General features: G+C 54.2%; 13 protein-coding genes. 3 read left to right on the top strand and 10 right to left on the bottom strand.

The window, feature by feature from the left end:
* Window positions 1-45: 45 nt before the first annotated feature.
* The 4 genes from ACE419_RS01645 to ACE419_RS01660 form a co-directional block, all read right to left on the bottom strand.
* Window positions 46-1,362 (bottom strand): nucleotide sugar dehydrogenase, encoded by a 1,317-nt coding sequence (locus ACE419_RS01645; RefSeq protein WP_435720973.1) that lies wholly within the window; start codon window positions 1,360-1,362, stop codon window positions 46-48.
* A gap of 63 nt (window positions 1,363-1,425) precedes the next feature.
* Entirely contained in the window at window positions 1,426-3,156 is a 1,731-nt protein-coding gene (locus ACE419_RS01650; protein ID WP_435720805.1) for a translation initiation factor IF-2, read from the bottom strand.
* Window positions 3,157-3,212: 56 nt separating this feature from the next.
* Window positions 3,213-4,832: a hypothetical protein gene (locus ACE419_RS01655; protein WP_435720806.1), complete on the bottom strand. Its 1,620-nt coding sequence runs from the start codon at window positions 4,830-4,832 to the stop codon at window positions 3,213-3,215.
* 202 nt (window positions 4,833-5,034) lie between these two features.
* The gene (locus tag ACE419_RS01660; RefSeq protein WP_435720807.1) at window positions 5,035-5,604 is read right to left on the bottom strand and encodes a flavodoxin family protein; all 570 of its coding nucleotides are present in this window, start codon (window positions 5,602-5,604) and stop codon (window positions 5,035-5,037) included.
* A gap of 150 nt (window positions 5,605-5,754) precedes the next feature.
* On the opposite strand from ACE419_RS01660, the gene thiT reads away from it, so the two are divergent.
* Together thiT and ACE419_RS01670 are read left to right on the top strand one after the other, a co-directional pair.
* On the top strand, window positions 5,755-6,369 hold the full coding sequence (gene thiT, locus ACE419_RS01665) for an energy-coupled thiamine transporter ThiT (protein WP_435720808.1): 615 nt from the start codon (window positions 5,755-5,757) through the stop codon (window positions 6,367-6,369).
* Window positions 6,370-6,400: 31 nt separating this feature from the next.
* The gene (locus ACE419_RS01670) at window positions 6,401-7,594 is read left to right on the top strand and encodes an MFS transporter (protein ID WP_435720809.1); all 1,194 of its coding nucleotides are present in this window, start codon (window positions 6,401-6,403) and stop codon (window positions 7,592-7,594) included.
* A gap of 15 nt (window positions 7,595-7,609) precedes the next feature.
* Here the strand turns inward: ACE419_RS01670 and holA are convergent, their stop codons facing one another.
* From holA to ACE419_RS01695, 5 genes are all read right to left on the bottom strand, one after another.
* Window positions 7,610-8,641 (bottom strand): DNA polymerase III subunit delta, encoded by a 1,032-nt coding sequence (holA, locus tag ACE419_RS01675; protein WP_435720810.1) that lies wholly within the window; start codon window positions 8,639-8,641, stop codon window positions 7,610-7,612.
* 106 nt (window positions 8,642-8,747) lie between these two features.
* Window positions 8,748-11,336 (bottom strand): 3'-5' exonuclease, encoded by a 2,589-nt coding sequence (locus ACE419_RS01680; protein WP_435720811.1) that lies wholly within the window; start codon window positions 11,334-11,336, stop codon window positions 8,748-8,750.
* A 4-nt stretch (window positions 11,337-11,340) separates the two neighbouring features.
* On the bottom strand, window positions 11,341-13,797 hold the full coding sequence (locus ACE419_RS01685) for a DNA internalization-related competence protein ComEC/Rec2 (RefSeq protein ID WP_435720812.1): 2,457 nt from the start codon (window positions 13,795-13,797) through the stop codon (window positions 11,341-11,343).
* Between the two features lie 25 nt (window positions 13,798-13,822).
* On the bottom strand, window positions 13,823-14,413 hold the full coding sequence (locus ACE419_RS01690; protein WP_435720813.1) for a ComEA family DNA-binding protein: 591 nt from the start codon (window positions 14,411-14,413) through the stop codon (window positions 13,823-13,825).
* 137 nt (window positions 14,414-14,550) lie between these two features.
* Window positions 14,551-14,889 (bottom strand): hypothetical protein, encoded by a 339-nt coding sequence (locus ACE419_RS01695; protein WP_435720814.1) that lies wholly within the window; start codon window positions 14,887-14,889, stop codon window positions 14,551-14,553.
* A 303-nt stretch (window positions 14,890-15,192) separates the two neighbouring features.
* Between ACE419_RS01695 and brnQ the strand changes: the two genes are divergently transcribed.
* Entirely contained in the window at window positions 15,193-16,518 is a 1,326-nt protein-coding gene (brnQ, locus tag ACE419_RS01700; RefSeq protein WP_432647259.1) for a branched-chain amino acid transport system II carrier protein, read from the top strand.
* Between the two features lie 73 nt (window positions 16,519-16,591).
* On the opposite strand, the gene serA is transcribed toward brnQ, so the two are convergent.
* Window positions 16,592-18,178 carry a phosphoglycerate dehydrogenase gene (serA, locus tag ACE419_RS01705; protein ID WP_295633565.1) on the bottom strand — a complete coding sequence of 529 codons (1,587 nt, stop codon included), beginning with the start codon at window positions 18,176-18,178 and terminating at the stop codon, window positions 16,592-16,594.
* Window positions 18,179-18,694 lie beyond the last annotated feature (516 nt).

Below are 18,694 nucleotides of genomic sequence, written 5' to 3' on the forward strand. Positions count from 1 at the left end.
CCCCGAATGAAAACGAACTTCCTATTCACCTGCTTCTTCCAGGGCTCAAAGGCCCCAATAGGCAAAGCCAGCCCGCCCGGCTTCCTTCCTATTAAAGATATGCTTCACATCGACGAGCACGGGCCGGCCTTCTCCACAGGGCCTTGCCATTTTTTGCAGTTCTGCCATCGTCAGCTCCCGAAATTCCTGATGCGCCACGAGGAAAACAAGAGCATCCGCTTCCTGAATCTCGTTCAGCGGCCGCAATTTTATGCCAAATTCTCTGACAAATGACGCTGCCTCGGCCCGCGTATCGACGGCCAGCGGTGAAATTCCATAGCTCTCGAGCTGGTGGTAAATATCGACAGCCCGGGAATTGCGCGTATCGGGACAGTTCTCTTTAAAAGTCATGCCGAAAAGGACAATGCGCGCATGAGCTACATCGATTTTCTGCCGAATGAGCTCGCGCACGATATTGCCGGTCACAAAGGCACTCATACCCTCGTTCGTCTGCCGTGCGGCCAGAGTCAGTGGCGTGTGGCCCCCCAGACGTTCTGTCTGATGAATCAGATAATAAGGGTCGACACCGATGCAGTGCCCGCCGACGAGCCCCGGGCGGAAATGCAGCGAATTCCACTTCGTATCCATGGCCCGGGCGACATCTTCTGTGTCAATGCCCATGCGGTGAAACGAACGCGAAAGCTCATTCATGAACGCGATGTTGACATCGCGCTGGGCATTTTCCGAGAGCTTGGCCGCTTCTGCTGCCTTGATGCTTGACGTGCGGTAGATGGATGGCGCAACATTTTGATAAACGGCTGCAATCTCAGACAGAGCCTCTTCATCGGAGCCTGACACGATTTTTGTCACCTGTGCCAGACGATGCTTTTTGTCGCCCGGATTGATGCGTTCCGGTGAATAGCCAATCTTAAAGTCATGCCCGCAGCAAAGTCCGGATTCCTGCTCGAGGATGGGCCTGCAGACATCTTCGGTAACCCCCGGATAAACCGTGGACTCGTACACGACGATACTGCCCTTTTGGAGATTTCGGCCCACGCTGTGGCTTGCCGCTGTCACAGGGCCGAGGTCCGGTGTCTTATCATCATGAACAGGCGTCGGCACGGCCACCACGATAAAAGAGGCCTGCGCAAGTTCAGAAGCATCTGACGTAAATTTCACCTTGGCCTCGCGAAGAGCAGCATCGCCGACTTCTTCCGTGACATCATGTCCCTTTTGGTAACAGGCAATTTTTTCCTCATTCAGGTCAAAGCCGATTACCTCGAAGTGTCTGGCAAATGCAACAGCCAAAGGCAGGCCGACATAACCGAGGCCGACGACAGCCAATGCCGTCTGCCGTGCCTTTAATTTTTCTACTGCCCCCATCATTTCTATCGTCCCCTTGTTATGAATATATTCTGTATTGTATCGGTATCTTCTCTTACTCAGTCAGTCTTCATAATTCTTGAAATACGTGGTCAGTGAGCCCCAGATGGTATTGCTGGCCTTGTGCCCATCGAGATCCCAGAGATGATAGTACTCGAGATTAAAGAGCCAGTCTTTGCTCAGGGTGTACGAATATCCGGCCCCCCAGCCCTTGAAGCCGCCATACTTGCGCATAAAATCGGCCGTGCCGTTCATCGTATGCGAGTAATACGTCTCATACGGCTGATAATAGTATTTGAGCCACCAGCTGCGGCTGCGCGGCTTCCAGCTCTGCTCCTGTCCGTTTGCCGCCGAGATGACGTACCCTGTGCCATCATGCCCGCGGTCCTTGCCGTAAAGGACCATGGCCCCGAGGTCAATACTGCCCACGAGCTTATGGACATTGGCCATGGCGATGCTCTGTTTGCCATCGCGGACGACATTGTCTTTATCGTAGCCGCCCTCAAAGCGGTAGACGCCCGCGCCGATGCTGTAAGTTGGCTGCACATAATCGGCCGTAGCATCCCAGGCCTTGTCCGTATCATTCGCTTGGCCGTATTCAAAAGCGTATTTTACAGGCACACCTCCCTCAATGCGTATGCCCTTGAACTTGCTGTCGTAGATATTGCCCTCGGCCATCAGGGAACCAAAGGCCCCGGCATCGACCTTGGCCAGCCCAACATGGCCCTCAAGGTAATACCGGTCCAGACGCAGTTTTTCGTCATCTTTGTCCTTGCGGCTGCCGAATTCCTTCTTGCCTTCCACCATGCCGATTGCATGCCAGTTGCCGTCGATGTTGTAATCCGGATAAACGCGCAGGCGCAGTTCCGAATTGTGGTAGCGGTATTCATCCCGGTCTCCTGTAGATTTGCCATCCGACAGACGTACCTCGCTATCGATACGCAGCCTCGGACGCTGAACATCCTTGACCGGAAGGTCGTCTGCCAGATGCGCATTCTGCTTGTCAAGAGCCCCCGCTTCGTCCAGCTCGCTGACAAATTCCGTGCGCAGGGCCGAAAGACGCGCCATCGCGTCCGCATCCTGAGCAGAGCTGTCGCGCAAAAGCCCTGCACTCTGAGGGGACGCAGCCGAACCATTTATGCCGGACGTGCCAGTCATGCCAGCTGTGCCGGCTGGCAAAGAGCTCTGCGGCAGCGGTCCTGTGCCTGACGATGCCCCTGTCATGGCCGCCATGATATCATTCTGTCTCTGCTCGAGTTCGTCGGCCATGCGCTGACGGCGCAGGGCACGCTGGCGTGCAATCGCAAAGTCGCGCGCCGCTCCCTGCAGCCGCATCTGGCTTTCCTTAGCCCGTTTCTGCAGGGGCTCCATGACTTCAAGGCGGTTGTTGCCGCGCAGGGACTGGCGTGCCAGGGCATCCGTATCGCGCCGTGCCTCTCTTTCCCGCTGGCGAAAGATTTTGCCGGCAGCTTCGAGCTGCTCTTTGGCCAGCCCGAGTTGGACTTTATCTTCCACGAGCAGCTTCGTCACGCGGCCGTATTCATCGGCAAGGCTTGTTCCCTCATAAGACTCCATCCGGTCCATCGCTTTGCCGACCAAAGCAGCGAGGTCTTTGCGGCTCAGCTGATGCAGGTCCCCTGGGGGAAGTTCGAGATACCCTGCTCCGGCAAGCTGCTCTAAATCTTCATATACCCATTCGTCCGCCACGGGTGCTGCCATGGCAGAGGACGGCATCACGCTGATGGCAGCGGTCACCAGCGGCAGATACCAAATCCACTTCTTTCTATTCATCAACCATCAATCCCCTCGTGTGAATCTCTTTTCATCCATTCCCCTGCGTCCGTCTTTTCTCAAAAAAGCTTCTGCAGCATGACGAAAGACTGCCAGCCATGGCTGTCTCCCTGTATCCCATCGTTCTGTTTATAATAGGAAAGCTCTGCGCCCAAACTCAAGTCTTCGCGAAGCAGCCGCTCCATGCCAAGTACGCCCGACCAACGCCTCACATCCTTTTGCAGCAAATAGCGGGAAGGTTCGATGCGCGTACCTCCCATTTTCATATAAGAGGCTCTGGCATAATATAATAAGAAAGGATTTTCTTCATGACGCCAGCCAAGTCCGTAAAGAATGCCGCTGCAGCGGCCATCTTCCCCTGCCTCAAGACCTGTGAACCCAGAAAAATCCGTGCTGTAACGGCCGGCCAGCTGGCGGAAGGAAGCCGCATAAGCCTGCATGGCATCACGGGAAGACACGTAATGCTCTGCATACCCTCCGAAAAGAGTCTGGGTACCGGGACGATAGCGGAGATTCCCGATTTCGCTCTTTTCCTCTGTCATACACACGGCCTTCAGCATATAAGAGGAAGCAGCGCCGCTGTGCAGGTAAGCAAGGGACTGGCGGTAACGATTGCCGGGATGAACATCCGGCTGCCACCCCTGCAAAGCCGGTGCCCGATAATGCCCCGGTACCGTGATGTCAAAACGCGTTTTCAGGACGTCATCCTTCGTATAATGATAAGAAAATTCCATGCCCGGCGTGACTTCCCAGCCGCGATGAACATAATCTATGGTACCAAGGCCATCGGGGACCAAATCACGCACGGACTGCGTCCTGCCCGTCGGCAGGCGAAGCCCCAGAATATAGCGCAGGCCGCGCGGTCCGGAATGCGCAGGTTCAAAGGAAGTTTCCGTTTCCAGATCCAGCAGACTGGCAAAGTCTTTGCCGAACCCTTCCTCATTTTGCTGATGCTGCCATAAAAAACCGCCTGCCGCCTTGACCGCAAAACCATCTTTTGCATATGATGCTGCCAGCGGCCAGACAAGCTGGCTGCCCTTATCGGCACCGGCAGGCCATGAAGAACGGCCGGACCATGACGCATAGGACATGCCCATCCTGACGGTATTTCGCTTGTCCAAGGCCCTGAGCTGACGCTCGATTTCAAGGGCCCGGACCTGTTTATCGGTCAGAAAAAGTTCCGCTTTATCACGCGCCGCGGCCGCTTTTGCCGTTTCCTGCTGCCAGTAAGCGCGCCTTTCTTCAATCAATTGATTGTGAAACTGCGTTTCCTGATAGATTCTCAGCTCCGTCTGACACATCTCAAGATGCTGCTGCGCTGCGGCCAGTTCCTTTTGGGCCTGCTTTTCTGCCTGAGCGTTCCGGTCTTTTTCTTTTGCCAGTCTCTGTCTTTCATGATGTTCATGACTCGTCTGGCTGAGTTCCTTAAGGTCTTCCTGTGACTGTGTCCACGGCTGCAGGCTGCCGGACGCCAAAGCGCGGGAATGAAGAAAAGGCAGCAGGCATAAGGAACCTGCTGACAGACAGGCCAGAGACTGACGCAGCTGACGCTGCCGTCTCTGCCGGTCGCGAAAACGGCGTAAAGAAAGACGGCTTCCATACCTTGACCCTGCACAATCTTCATTCTGCTCTTTGCACCGTCTGAGCCATGCCCTGCGGCGCCGTCGTGTCATACGCATGTATCCGTCTTCACCACCTTTATTCCATTCTTCTATCGCTTAATATAAATGATTAAAATCATTTTGTTTTAATAATACTACAAATGCAACGAAAAATCCACCTTAACAATAAGGAATGAACGATTCATTAAAAAAAGGAAACAAAAAACCAGACTCCCTATTTTAAGGAATCTGGCTTCTAATAAAATTATGGAATACTATATTATGCTTTCTTCTGCAGTGCAGCGAGTTTCGCCGCTTTTTTCGCGAGGAAGCGCTGGCGCATGACCATTTTATGCTTCATGCGCTCCACGAGGTCTTTGGCATCCGCGATATCCTGTTCATCGGGATGCGTCGAGGCGAGTTTCCAGCGCTCCATGCTCTTCGGACCGCCGTGCGGGTCATCGGGGCCTGCATTCTGGCGCTTCTTGAGCATGGCCGGATTGATCTTGCCGCGGCAGCCGAACGTGCCGAGAATCGTGCAGTCAGGGCCAAGAAAATAGCCGGCGCGCGCAAAGCTCGTGATGGCGTGTTCGCTCGTCGGCGCCGTGCCGTGCGTCTGAAAGAAGATGACCTGAGCATCATGGACCTTCGGCAGATATTTGAGCATCAGAGGGTCCGGCTGACCGAGGCGCAGCCAGTAGCCAAGTGCTACAACCTCATAGCCGGAAAGGTCCTCCGGTGCATCCTGCACGCGGAACACGTCAGCATCTCCGGCCTGCTCCGCGATGGCTTCTGCGATTTTCTTTGTATTGCCCGTAACCGACGAATAAATGACGGCCCATTTTCCCATATCTATCATCCTCCTGTTTCATGTTTTCATCGTAACACAATACCTTGTATTCCACAGTAACATTTGCTACAATATAAGGCGCTGCAGGCAATCCGCTCTGCTGTATTACGGTATGTTGTTTATGTAATTTATATAGAAAGAAGTGTTTTTATGTCTGAACTTCTTGCGTCGCCGACAGCCGACTTTGCCATGCTTGGCACTTTGCTGTTGATTTTAGGCGGACTTTATACGCGTCATATCCATCTGACAACGCGCACGCTCATCGATATCGCGCTGATGCTCGCGCTGACGATTGTGCTGCACCAAATTCGCATTTTCCATATGCCGCAGGGCGGCAGTGTGACACTCGGTGCCATGGTGCCTCTTTTGCTGCTCTCGTACCGCTATGGTCCCGGCATCGGCGCTCTGGCGGGCTTTCTCTACGGCCTCATCAACATCATACAGGACCCTTTCATCGTGCATCCCGTACAGGTGCTCTTCGACTATCCGCTGCCGTATATGGCCATGGGCCTTGCCGGCCTCTGGCGCGAGCATATTTACCGCGGCACGGCTCTCGCCTTTCTCGCGCGTTTCCTCTGCCACCTGATTTCCGGCGTGGTCTTCTTCGCCTCGTATGCACCGGCCGGCATGAACCCGCTCGTCTATTCGCTCGTCTTCAATGCCAGCTACCTGATTCCGGAATTCATCATCTGCTGCATCATCCTGCGCCTGCTGCCCATCAAGCGGCTGCTGCGGGCCATGGGAGACAAGAGCAGCCGTATCTAATACAGGCAAAAAATTCAAAGGAGACTTTTTCATGTCAAGCGAATTAACCGCCAATGTCAAGTTAACTGCCAGAAAGGACGGCACGCTGCTCCTGAGCACCGGCCATTTCCTCAATGATTTTTACTGCAACTTCCTGCCCATCCTGCTGCCGATCATCATGCCGAAGCTCGGCATTTCCCTGACCGTCAGCGGTCTCCTCGTCATGGTGCTCTCCATCACGAGCAATATGATGCAGCCGGTCTTCGGCTACATCATGGACCGGCACAATCTCAGCCGCCTGCTGATTCCCGTCATCCCGTTCGGCGCCGTCTGCATCTGCTCGATTGGCCTGATTTCGACGAAATTCATGCTGTTCCTGCTCATCGCATTCACGGGTCTTTCCGTTTCGGGCTTCCACCCGCTCGGCTCGACACTCGTAGCCAAGACAGCACCATCGGAACGGCAGGGACGTTCCATGTCGTATTACATCGCGGGCGGCAATCTCGGCTATGCGCTCGCGCCGATCATCGTCATCGCCTTCCTCAATCGCTTCTCGATGGAGGATCTGCCATGGCTCATGGTGCCGGGCTTTCTCTTTGCCTTCATCTGCCTCAAGAGCGGCCTCACGCAGTATTCGACCGTTGCCGATAAGGCAAAAGCCAAGGTCTTCCATCTCAGCGAAGTCTTCCAGAATGCTTCTATCCTGCGCCTGAACATTGCCATGGGACTGCGCTGCTGCACGCATGTCTCGATGTCGACGCTCCTGCCGCTGCTGCTCGTCTCGCATGGCTACTCGGGACTTCTCTCCGGCACGCTTTTGACGCTTTTCCTCGTTGGCTGCACCGTGGGCGGCCTGATTGGCGGCTATCTTGGCGACCGCTTCGCCCATAAGCGCATCATCATCATTTCTTTAGCCCTCTCGATTTTCCCGACCGTCTACTTCTATCTGAATCCGGGCAACGAACCGCTTTCCCTCATCGCACTGTTCCTGACGGGCGCCCTGCTGCTCGCACCGCAGCCGAGTTCCCTCGTCTGGGCACAGCGTGCCATGCCCGGCAGTGAAGGCATGGCCTCGGGCATGATGCTCGGCTTCTCCTTTGGTCTCGGCAGCCTCGGCACGGCCATCACGGCTGCCCTCGGTGACCAGATTGGCCTGACGCAGGCCCTTTTGCTGTCGTCACTGACGCTGCCGCTTGCCGCCATCTGCACAATTTTTGCGCCGTTCCCGCAGAAAGCAGCGAAATAATTCCGTATATATGAATCAATCCTTTCCTTTGCAGAGGGTGATGACCGCCTCTTCAAGGACTTCATTGCCGGCCTGCCCCGTCTTCAGCGTATAGTCGGCGCCAATCAGCATGAGCATGGCGCGTTTGAGTACAGGCTCCGGAAAAGCTGCAGCCGCACGGCCGAGTTTTTCGGCAATAAAGGGATTGAGCTCCAAGGGCTTCGCGAGCGCTTTGCCGCGAATGCCCTTTTTCATTAGTTCCTTTGCCTGCCAGAGCTGACGCACATGACGTGTCAACAAGGCCACGAGCACCGTGAAATACGTGCCGTCCGCAAGCTGACGGTGCAGGAGCAGCAGGGCTTTTTTACTGTCGCGCGCACTGATGGCATCAAGCAGGGCAAAGACTGAGACTTCCGGCAGCCCTGAAAAAACCTCAACGAGCTCGGCCTTCGTAATATGGCGTTCTTTGCTGAACAGCGCGAGCTTGTCAAACTCCTTGTCAAGATACGCGAGGGAAATCTGCTGCATCATGCTGACAGCTCCGGCAAAATAGGCATAAGCCTCACGGTCCATATCTTTATTGAGAGACCTCAGCTTTCCCTGCAGCCATTCGCCAATATTCCAGGCACGCAGGGGCTCTGCCTCAAGGATCAGGCCGGCCTTATTGACGGCCTTGTAAAGCTTGCGCCGCTTGTCGGCCTTATACGGGGCAATGAATACGACATAACTGTAAGGCGGCATATCCCCGAGCAGCCGGATGAGTTCATCGAGTTCCTTGCTGTCGCCGCCCGCCTGTTTGCTGTCGCGGAAGAGATTCGTGCCATTCAGCAAAATGACGTTCTTGTCCGCAAAAAAAGGAACGGACTCAATATTTGCGAGCAGCGCAGAAAGTTCCATATCGCCATCGGCCTTCTGCAGGGCATCTTCACTCCCCTGCCCCTTAGGGAACAAACGGCTTAGTATGGCCTCTTTCGCCTTATCGATATAATAATGTTCTTCTCCTGACAGCAGGAACACATGCGGCAGTTCCTGTTTACGGATATTCCCCATGAACTCTGTGAATTTCACCCGGTTTACGCCCCTTTCTGCAAAGTGTTTCTAAAAAATTATAACACAAATCCTCCCATACAAAAAAGCACGCTGCCTGACAAAAACAGGCAGCGTGCTTTAGCATTCAGACATTTTGTACATAGCGGCGCGGCAGCGTGCGCAAAAAACGGCTCATATGCGTGTAATGGCCGCGCTGTGACTGGCACCAGGACAAGAAAAGCTGTTTTTTCGGCCGCGTGATGGCCACGTAAAAGAGACGTGCCTCTTCATCCATCGTATCATTCTTCTCGGCCTGCAGTCCCGGAAAATTTCCTTCCTGAAGTCCCGCAACAAAGACATAGTCAAATTCCGAACCCTTGGCCTGATGCACGGTGATGATGGGAATCTGCTGACGCTTGGTCAGGGCATCGAGGTTCGTGTTGGAGAGGACGGTATAATTGAGAAAGCGCAGAAGGGCATCGAGGGGCCTGACTTCCTTTTCGTCCATATCACGTGCCTGACGAAAGAGGTCCCGCAGATTTTCGATGCGCGTTTCTTCGTTTCTGCGCCTATAATAGTCATCCATTTGCGTCTTGACGACGATCTGGCCAATCAGCTGCCACGGCCGCATCACTTCGGCATCCCGCCGGAAAGAAGATATTTTCTCTGCCATATCCGTAAAGAGTACCTGCCATTTCGCCATAAAGGCACGGCGGTCCTCTGCATAGGGCTTTATATTATGCTCCACGGCAAACAGCAGGATTTCCGAAGTTGCACAGATATCATCCATGGCATCGTGCGTGGAACGGTGTGATACCTTGCAAAACTCGCCGAGATATTCGAGTTTATGGTTCGGCAGGTTCGGATAAAAGCGCCGAAAAATGTCAAGTGTATCATAGTAGCGGCGGTATTTAAGCTGCGGCAGTCCGAGACGCGTGAGTTCACTGCCGAGGATGCTGAGGTCATAGGTGACATTATGCCCGACAATGACCGCGTCTTTGGCAAACTCGCAGAAATCCCGAAGCACCTGTGCAGGTTCCTGCCCTTCCTGCTGCAGCATATCATCTTCAATATGATGAACGCGCACGCTGTCGCCCACAGAACGCGCAGCTCTCAAGAGGCGCTTGAACTCCGCCTTGACGCTGCCATCGCGGCTGAGCCTTATCCCCGCAATCTGGATGATCTCATCGCGCGTCGGGTCCACACCTGTCGCTTCGACATCAAAGACGACGACATTGTCTTCGTCCAAAGCCTTCAGCAGCACCGCAAACGGGTCGCCCGTGCGGCGCGCATCATCGTCGAGATAATCCGTGATGCGGATGCCTGCCCTGCGATACGATTCCTGCGATATCCTGCGGATTGTCCCCGGACCTATGCCTTTGCCGAAACGGTTGAGGATACGCACAAAACTTGCCGTATCATGCGGATTGAGGATGAGCTTCAGAAAGGCCAGTACATCCTTGACTTCCTGACGCCTGTAAAATTTGACCTCATCAATGAGCATGAACGGCAGCCGCTCTTTGTCGGGCAAATGACAGCCAAAGCTCCGAAAATACGAAGAGAGGTCCTTATTATAGCGGTTGCTGCGCGTCAGGACACAGACACTGCTGTAATCCTTGACGCCCAGCTGCTGAATCGTATAATAAATCCACTGTGCTTCTTCCTGAAAACTGACAGCGCCCTTGAGGACAATGGGCGGACCGTACTCAGGACTTACGGCATGCAGCCCCTCGGGATAAAGCGCCGAAACGCGCTCGGGAAAAAGCTGCTGCAGGCAGGCAAAGGACGCACTCAAAAGGACCTGCGTGGAACGATAATTTTCCGTCAGGACCAGGCGGCGCGGCTGCCAGTCCCGCTGATAAGCGCGCAGGACCGTCTCGGGGTGTGAACCGCGCCATTCGTAAATCGTCTGAAAATAATCGCCGCAGAGCAGCAGACGACTGCAGCCAAAGATGCGGGCCATGATCCTGTACTCGAGTTCACTCGTGTCCTGCACCTCATCAATATTGATATAAAGGAAGCGGCGCGCCCATTTCGTCGCAATTTCGTCCTGCCGGAACAAGGCATCTGCCTGTACGATGAGGTCCGTAAAGTCAAGGCCGTGGATATCGTGCAGCCTTGCATCATAGAGAGCCGTGACATGCGGCCCCCAGACCTGCCAGCCCTCAAAGAGCTGCCGATAGAACTGATAGTGTTCATCCGTGGACAGTTTGCGGACCGCTTCCGGGTGTTCCTGCATCAGACGTCTGAGTGCTTCCTGATAATCCGCTTCATCGTCTCCGGATTCAAGATGATAAGCCGTTCTCGCCGACTTCAGGCCGGCAATCAGGGACTGCACGGACCGTTCGGGCCATTTCTCCTCAAGGAGCTCGCGCACAATTCCCAAGCAGTCGGTCTCATCAAAAATCGTAAAATCCGCAAAAAGGTCGGAATGACGCTTGGCTTCGGTCTTGATGACGTCGTAGCAAAAGCCATGGAATGTCTTGACGATGACGCGCCTGCCGGCCTCACCAGCCCGCATGACAATGCGCTCCTTCATTTCGCGGCAGGCCTTATTCGTGAACGTCAGGCAGAGGATTTCCTCTGGTTCCGCACGTTTCTGCTCCAGGATATTGGCAATGCGGCAGGCCAACGTGTTTGTCTTCCCCGTGCCGGCCGGTGCGAGGAGCAGGATATTGTTCTGCAGGTCCTGTACGGCTTCTCTCTGCGCCGGATTCAGTTCTTCAAATTCCATAACGTCACCTCAAAATCTTTGTATCCGCATAGGTCTCCACGCGCATGGTCTTCCCATCGGTATGAAAGACGACAGCCCCATCCCGGTCCGTGCGCAGGGTCCGTATGCCATGCTCCTGATAGCGCTGCACGATTTCCGGCTTGGGATGGCCGAACGAATTTTCAAAGCCCACACAGAAAACACCGTATGACGGGGCCACGTTTTCCAGAAAAGCCTCTGAGCTCGACGTCGCGGAGCCATGATGACCGGCCTTCAGGACATTGGCATGCAGATTTTTTCCTGTGGCGATGAGCTTTGCTTCCTGCTCTTTGACAAGGTCGCCCGTAAACAAGAAACTGGCCCTGCCATACGAAACGCGGTAAACATTTGACACTTCATTGCCCGTACCGCCGCCGGACGGCTTTGGCGGAGCAAACAGCACCTCTACTTTAACACCGTCAAGCATAAACGCATGGCCTTCTTCTGCCGTCTGGAATTTCCGCAGCACGGGGTCAGCATCGCTGAGCTGCAGACTGCGCGCGTAAGCATCCAGGCCCTCTTTCGCCATATAGACACGCTCGACGGGTATTTTTTTCAGGATGCCGCTGCAGCCCTGCGCATGGTCCTCATGTGCATGCGAAAGAAAAATGGCATCGAGCGCGTGGACATCGTGATGCAGAAGGTACGGCACATCGACCTTGCTGCCGATGTCAAAACTGCCGTCGCGCGTGCCGCCCGTATCAAACATCATGGCCCTGCCATGCGGCGTCACGACGAGGACGGCATCTCCCTGCCCGACATCGAGGAAATGCACGGCCATTTCGCGCGTGGCCAGCAGCTGCGACAGCCCATAGACAAGAAACAGGGATAAACAAACAGCCGCTGCCTGCCGCCTGTACGGATAAAGATGCGTCCGGACAAAATCGCGCCGGCAGAAGCAAAACAGCAAAAAGCCCAGCAGAAAATAATAGAGCAGACAAAGCTGCCATTTCATCGCCGGCAGATACAGAAGGCCTCCGGGAATTTTAGCCAGTACATGCGCAAGCTCTGCCGCCACGCCTAAGAGCAGGCTGTCAAACGCAAAGATGAGATGACCGGGAAACGGCAGAAAAAACGCCGCAATGCCGGCAAACAGCCCCAAGACAATCATGAGCTCCAAGATGGGCACGACCAAGAGATTGGCCAGCAGGGAAGACAGGGATACCTGCCCGAAATACCAGAGCAGCACGGGAAGGGAGGCCAGCTGCGCTGCAGCCGTGATGGCCAATCCCATCGCCATAAAGGAAGGAATCCCCCTCTGCCTTCCCCAGCGGTACAGCACCGGTGCCAAAAAGATCAGTCCTGCCGTTGCCAGATAGGAGAGTTCAAAGCTGATATGAAAGAGCAGCAGCGGCTGCCACATCAGCATGAAAATCCCTGTCAGCAGCAGGATATAGCGCGACTCGCGCTCGCGCCCAAAGGCCAGTGCCAGAAAACTCAAGCTGCCCATCAGCGCCGAGCGGATGACAGGGGGAACACAGCCCGCGAGGATGCTGTAAAAGGCAATGCTGCCGAGCACGAGGACAGCAGAAATGGCACGCGGCAGGCGCAGCATGGAAGCCAGCCAGAGCATGACGGCCGCGACAAGGCTGATATGAGAGCCCGAGACCGACAGAATGTGCACGATGCCCGTCGTCTGAAAATCCTCGATGAGTTCCGGCTCAATGCCCTCATAGCCGCCAAACAGCATGGCAAAAACAGCAGCCGCATCTTCCTTTGGCATGACGTTTTCCATGCTCTGCCGGTAATGGCGGCGGCAGTCGGCGACGAACCGTTCCAGAGGGCAGGCATCCCTCTGTTCTATATGGACAGTTCCCTTGCCCGCTGTCAAAAGAGCGGTAATCCCGTCGGCGCGCAGCAGCAGCTCCGTATCAATCTGTCCCGGATTCTGATAGCCATGGGGCCTTCGGACCGTCCCGCCCACCGTCAGGCCGTCACCGATGCGGGCCTTTTCCTCTTTTGCCGTCGTTCTGGCATAGACATAGCATTTGCCTGAAGCTGCCTGCCACTGGCCGCCGGACTTGACTTTTTCTGCCTGCACGAGATAACGCACCTTATAAAACATGCTGCCATCGGGCGCCAGCACGCTCTGCCAGCGCGGCTCCTCAAGCAGCGTCCCGCTGAGCCGGATTTCCTGTTTAGGCTGCTCTGCCCATCGTGAAATATCATGTTCCGACAGGGACATGCTGCTCTGCAGGCGAAAAATCCCGCAGAGGAAAAAGAGCAGCAGCAAAGGCAGCCAGCAAAAGCGGCTGCTGTGCCAGGTCATCCATACCGCCAGCAGGAATACCGGCAGTCCCAGCATCAGCCAGAAAGATACACCGAACCCCCAAAAATCTCCCAGATTCCCTAAATAAGGATGGAAATACGATACAGCAATTCCCGCAGCCAGCATCAGCAGCAGGCCGGCGAGAAAAAGAACGGGATATTGTCCTGTCTTCATAGCCGCCTCCCATTAAGGTCTAAGGTCAGATACAGATCTTGTCTTTGAGTTTCTGGAACTTTGCCTCGCCAATGCCCCTGACCTTCTTGAGGTCCTCGGGGGCTGCAAAGCTGCCCTCTGTCTCACGGTATTCGATGATGCGCTTTGCCATGGCAGGGCCAATGCCCGGCAGCGTGTCAAGCTCCTCAGCCGATGCCGTATTGATATTGACGACAGCTGCTGCAGCCGCGTTTTTCGCGCTGCTTTGTCCCGCTGTCTGCTTGTTCGCTGCTGCAGATTCTCCCTTCTTCTCCGGAATGCGGACCTGCTGCCCGTCCTTCAGCACCTGTGCCATGTTGATCTGCCCGCTGTCAGCCGTTGGCAGCAGCCCGCCGCAGGCGTTGACGGCATCCATGGTGCGCGCCCCGTCTCTTACGGTCACGACACCCGGCTTGTTCACCGCACCTGTCACATAGACTGTTACTTCAGGAAGATCCTGCTGCGTCCCGCTGCTGCCTGCCGCCGCATCAAGCTGAATCGTCTCTTTATCCTGCGTATAACAGCCATAATACGTTCCTCCTGCCACTGCTGCGACGATAAGGAGCAGAATCAGCAGAGATTTTCTGTACATCGGCAAGAAAATCGCCTCCTCTTCTATTTTGTTTTCTCCTTACACACTTCGCGCCCAATAAAAAAACTCCTGCCTGAGCAGGAGCTTTCCTTTACTTTTGATTAAAATTTAAAATCCATAACATGCCCTTACGATTCAAAGATTCAGGCAGTCGCCGTCTGGACGCGGAAGAAATCTTCAATGTAGCTCGTCCAGCCAAGGTCGTAAATATTTTCTTCGCCAATCTCGTTCTGGTAAAGTGCCAAAACAATCATCATCAGGGAATCGGCCACATAGCGGTCATCCGCCATGCCCATTTCCTCGTAGTTCTCATAAATCGGTACGACGATGCGCGTGAGACGTTCACGGGACATGCTGGCGATGATATCATACATGGCGTCGCAGTATTCCATTGTATCTTTGCGATAAGCCATCGGATTCCTTTTGACGGAATCTTCGATATTCCGAATCTGGCTCAAAGCAATCAATTTAATTCTCATCATAAGCATATCTTTCATATACATACGTCATTCCTCCATCCGTGGATTTATTATAGCGCAGGTTTACATATATTGCAAATTGTATGCATGTATACTTAATGGATGTTTCGATGATGATTCTATATTTTTACTCTTGTATACATAGTACATGCCAGAAATATCGCATAAATCAATTCAGGAAGGACAAAACAGGTTGATTTTTTTATATTGTCTTCTCTCAATTGACAAAGCACAGCAAAATCTTATAGAATAGAACAATCTACACCGCATATATTTTTTCAATCTCTGGAAAGGAGAATTTGCTTTATGACGAAAAAAGGACTGCAGATTGGGCTGCTTCTGTTCGGCATGTTCTTCGGCGCCGGTAATCTGATTTTTCCACCTTCCCTTGGCTTTCAGTCCGCCACGATGTTCGGACCAGCCATTTTGGGCTTCCTGCTCTCCGGTATCGGCATGCCGGTGATCGCCCTGATCATCGGCACGTTCAACAGCGGCGGCTTCCGTGCGGAGATGAGCCGCAAACTCTCCCCATTTTTCTCGCTGCTCATTCTCTCACTCATCTACCTCTCCATCGGACCTTTGATGGCCATCCCGCGCACGGCCGCTACCTCTTTTTCCATCGGCGTACTGCCCATCACGGGCGACGGCACTCTGCCTCTGGCCATTTTTACCAGCCTTTACTTTGCCTTTGGCTGGTGGCTGGCCATCACGCCTTCCAAACTTCTCGCCCGACTCGGCAAAGTGCTGACGCCAATCTTCGTCCTGCTCATCGTCGTGCTGACGATTGCCGGTCTCTGCACCTATACGAATACCACACTGCCGGCCCCGCTTGGCAAATACGCTGAAGCATCATTTGGCACCGGCTTCATCGAAGGCTACAATACGATGGACACGCTGGCTTCCTTCGCATTCTGCATCATTGCCCTAAACGAGATGCGCCGTCTCTCCTTCCGTTCGGCCAGGGAGCATTATTTCTGCATCTGGATGGCGGGACTTGCCGTTACGCTGCTCATGGGGGCCCTGTATCTCGGACTTGCCCTGCTCGGCAATCACTTTCCCATTGCTCCCGAAATCTACAGCAATGCCCATATCAACCTCGGCGCTTATGTGCTTTCTGAGACTTCCCTGCATCTTTTCGGGCCCGCAGGCATGTATTTTCTCGCCGTTATGATTACCCTGACCTGTTTCACGACAACCGTAGGGCTCATTGCCGCTGTGGCAGAATTCTTCTATGGGGAATTTCCTTTTATGTCCTACCAAAAATATGTGACGGCCATCAGCCTCGTGAGTTTCCTGCTCGCTAATCTCGGCCTGAACGAGATCATCAAGGTCTCCCTTCCCCTGCTGCTTTTCCTCTATCCCATTGCCATCACGATTGTCCTCATGACGATCCTGAACAAATTCGTAAAGCTCTCGCGTACTGGCATGCGCCTTGCCGCTTTTGCTGCGGCTCTTGTATCGCTTTTGGACATACTGCGCCAGTTTGCAGGGCTTTCCTTTGCCGCTTCCATCACGGGCAGCCTGCCCCTGCACGAAAGCGGTCTTGCGTGGCTGCTGCCCGTCATCATCTGTCTTGCTCTCTCGCTGCTCCTGCCCGACAAAATCAGCGGCGAAGATACTCTAAACGCATAAAAGCCATCAAAAAAAACTGCTGTACTAACAGCAGTTTTTTTATTTCTTCCTATATTATATAGGAAGATCTTATTTAGATTTCGTAGAAATTGACGAGCTTGGCGTCGAAGATGCCATCGAGGGCTTTGACCGTTTCGAGAAGAGCTGGCGGGATATCGTTGTCGACCGTCAGAACCATGAGGTTCTTGCCCTCTTCCTCCGTCGTACCGACCTGCATGGCCGAGATATTGACACCGTTGCCGCCGAGCAGCGTGCCGACCGTGCCGATGACGCCAGGACGGTTGATGTGTGGACAGATGAGGATGCGCGCATGCGGGTCAACATCGACGCGGAATTTATTGATGCGGACGATGCGGCCCTGTGTGCCGAACAGCGTGCCCTGTACGGAAAGTTTCTTGCCGCCGGCGACGACATCGACCGTGATGAGGTTGGCAAAATTCTCGGCCTCGCGCTCCTTGCGCTCCGAAACCTTGATGCCGCGCTCTTTGGCAAGGCCCGGTGCATTGACATAGTTGACTTCATTCTCCATGACCGGATTCAGGATGCCCTTGATGACGGCCGTCGTCAGAAGCCCCGTATTGACTTCCGTAATCTCGCCGTTGTACGTGACTTCGACGGATTCAATCGGGCCGTCGGCGAGGCCGACGACCGTGCCGCCGAGACGTTCCGCCAGCGTAAGGTACGGCGCGATGACGCGCATGACCTGCGGCGAAACCGGCGCCATGTTGACGGCCGTAGCCACAGGCTCACCGTGCAGGGCAGCGATGATGCCCTTGGCTACATCGACCGAAACACCGATCTGGGCCTCAACGGTCGAGGCACCGAGGTGCGGCGTCAGGACAATGTTCGGAGCCTCGAGCAGCGGATTGCCTTTTTCAGCCGGCGGCTCGCTCGTGTAAACATCGATGGCCGCGCCTGCCACGAGGCCCTGCTTGAGTGCTTCGGCGAGATCCGCTTCGTCGATGATGCCGCCGCGGGCGCAGTTGACGAGGCGGACGCCCTTCTTCATCTTCTTCATCTGCTCCATGCCGATCATGCCCTTCGTTTCCTTTGTCAGCGGCATGTGCACCGTGATGAAATCCGAGTTCTCGATGACTTCGTCAAAGGTAGCGATTTTGACGCCGAGAGCTTTCGCACGCTCTTCATTAATATAAGGATCATAAGCGAGCACGTTCATGTCGAAAGCCATGGCGCGTTTGGCAACGCCCGAGCCGATGCGGCCCATGCCGACAACGCCTAAAGTCTTGCCGCGCAGCTCAACGCCGACGTATTTCTTGCGGTTCCATTCGCCCTTATGCATCGTCTCGTTGGCAATCGGGATGTTGCGGGACATCGCGAGCATCATGGCCATCGTGTGCTCCGTTGCCGCAATCGTGTTGCCGCCCGGGGAATTGATGACGATGATGCCCTTGGCCGTAGCGGCCGGAATATCGATATTGTCGACGCCGACACCGGCACGGCCGATAATCTTGAGGTTCTTGGCACGGTCAATGACCTCTGCCGTCACCTTCGATGCCGAACGCACGATGATGGCATCAAACTCCGGAATGATTTCCAAAAGTTCCTCTGCCGGCAGTTTGTCCTTGACAACGACCTCGAACTCCTTCTGCAGAAGCTCAATTCCTTTTGGCGAAATACCATCTGCTGCTAAAACTTTCATGTTTTTCTCTCCTCTTCATCATACCTGATAAACTAAAAAAGCGCCCGTCCCGATTTGGGACGAAACGCTTTGATTCCGTGGTGCCACCCAAGTGAGGCAAGGCCTCTCTCTCGACGCTTTAACGGGCGTACCCGTCTGACTTTCATCAGCTGCTCCGGGGCGGAACCTCAAAATACCCTGCTGACTTGCACCGGCCGTCAGCTCTCTAAAAGGGTCTCTTTCCCGGCTTCCCCATCTTCGCCTTTGCTTTTCATTTTGCAATTTTGCATTGTCTGCATTTTTCGTGCATATGTGTATTATATGCCATCCACTTTCTGCCGTCAAGTGTCTGCTCAGAAAAAACAGTTTTTATTTTTCTGCTTGCTTTTCTGTTTTTTTCGCGCTAGAATATAAAAAACGCGAGCCTGTCCACAAGACATGGACAGGCCCGCAAACCGGACTGATTTCCAAAGACAAGTCCGTTAAAAACAAGCAGATTCAACAAAATTCAAGATTACAAGAGGTTTTGGGAGGTTT

The organism is Mitsuokella apri (assembly GCF_047974105.1).
Taxonomy (GTDB): Bacteria; Bacillota; Negativicutes; order Selenomonadales; family Selenomonadaceae; genus Mitsuokella.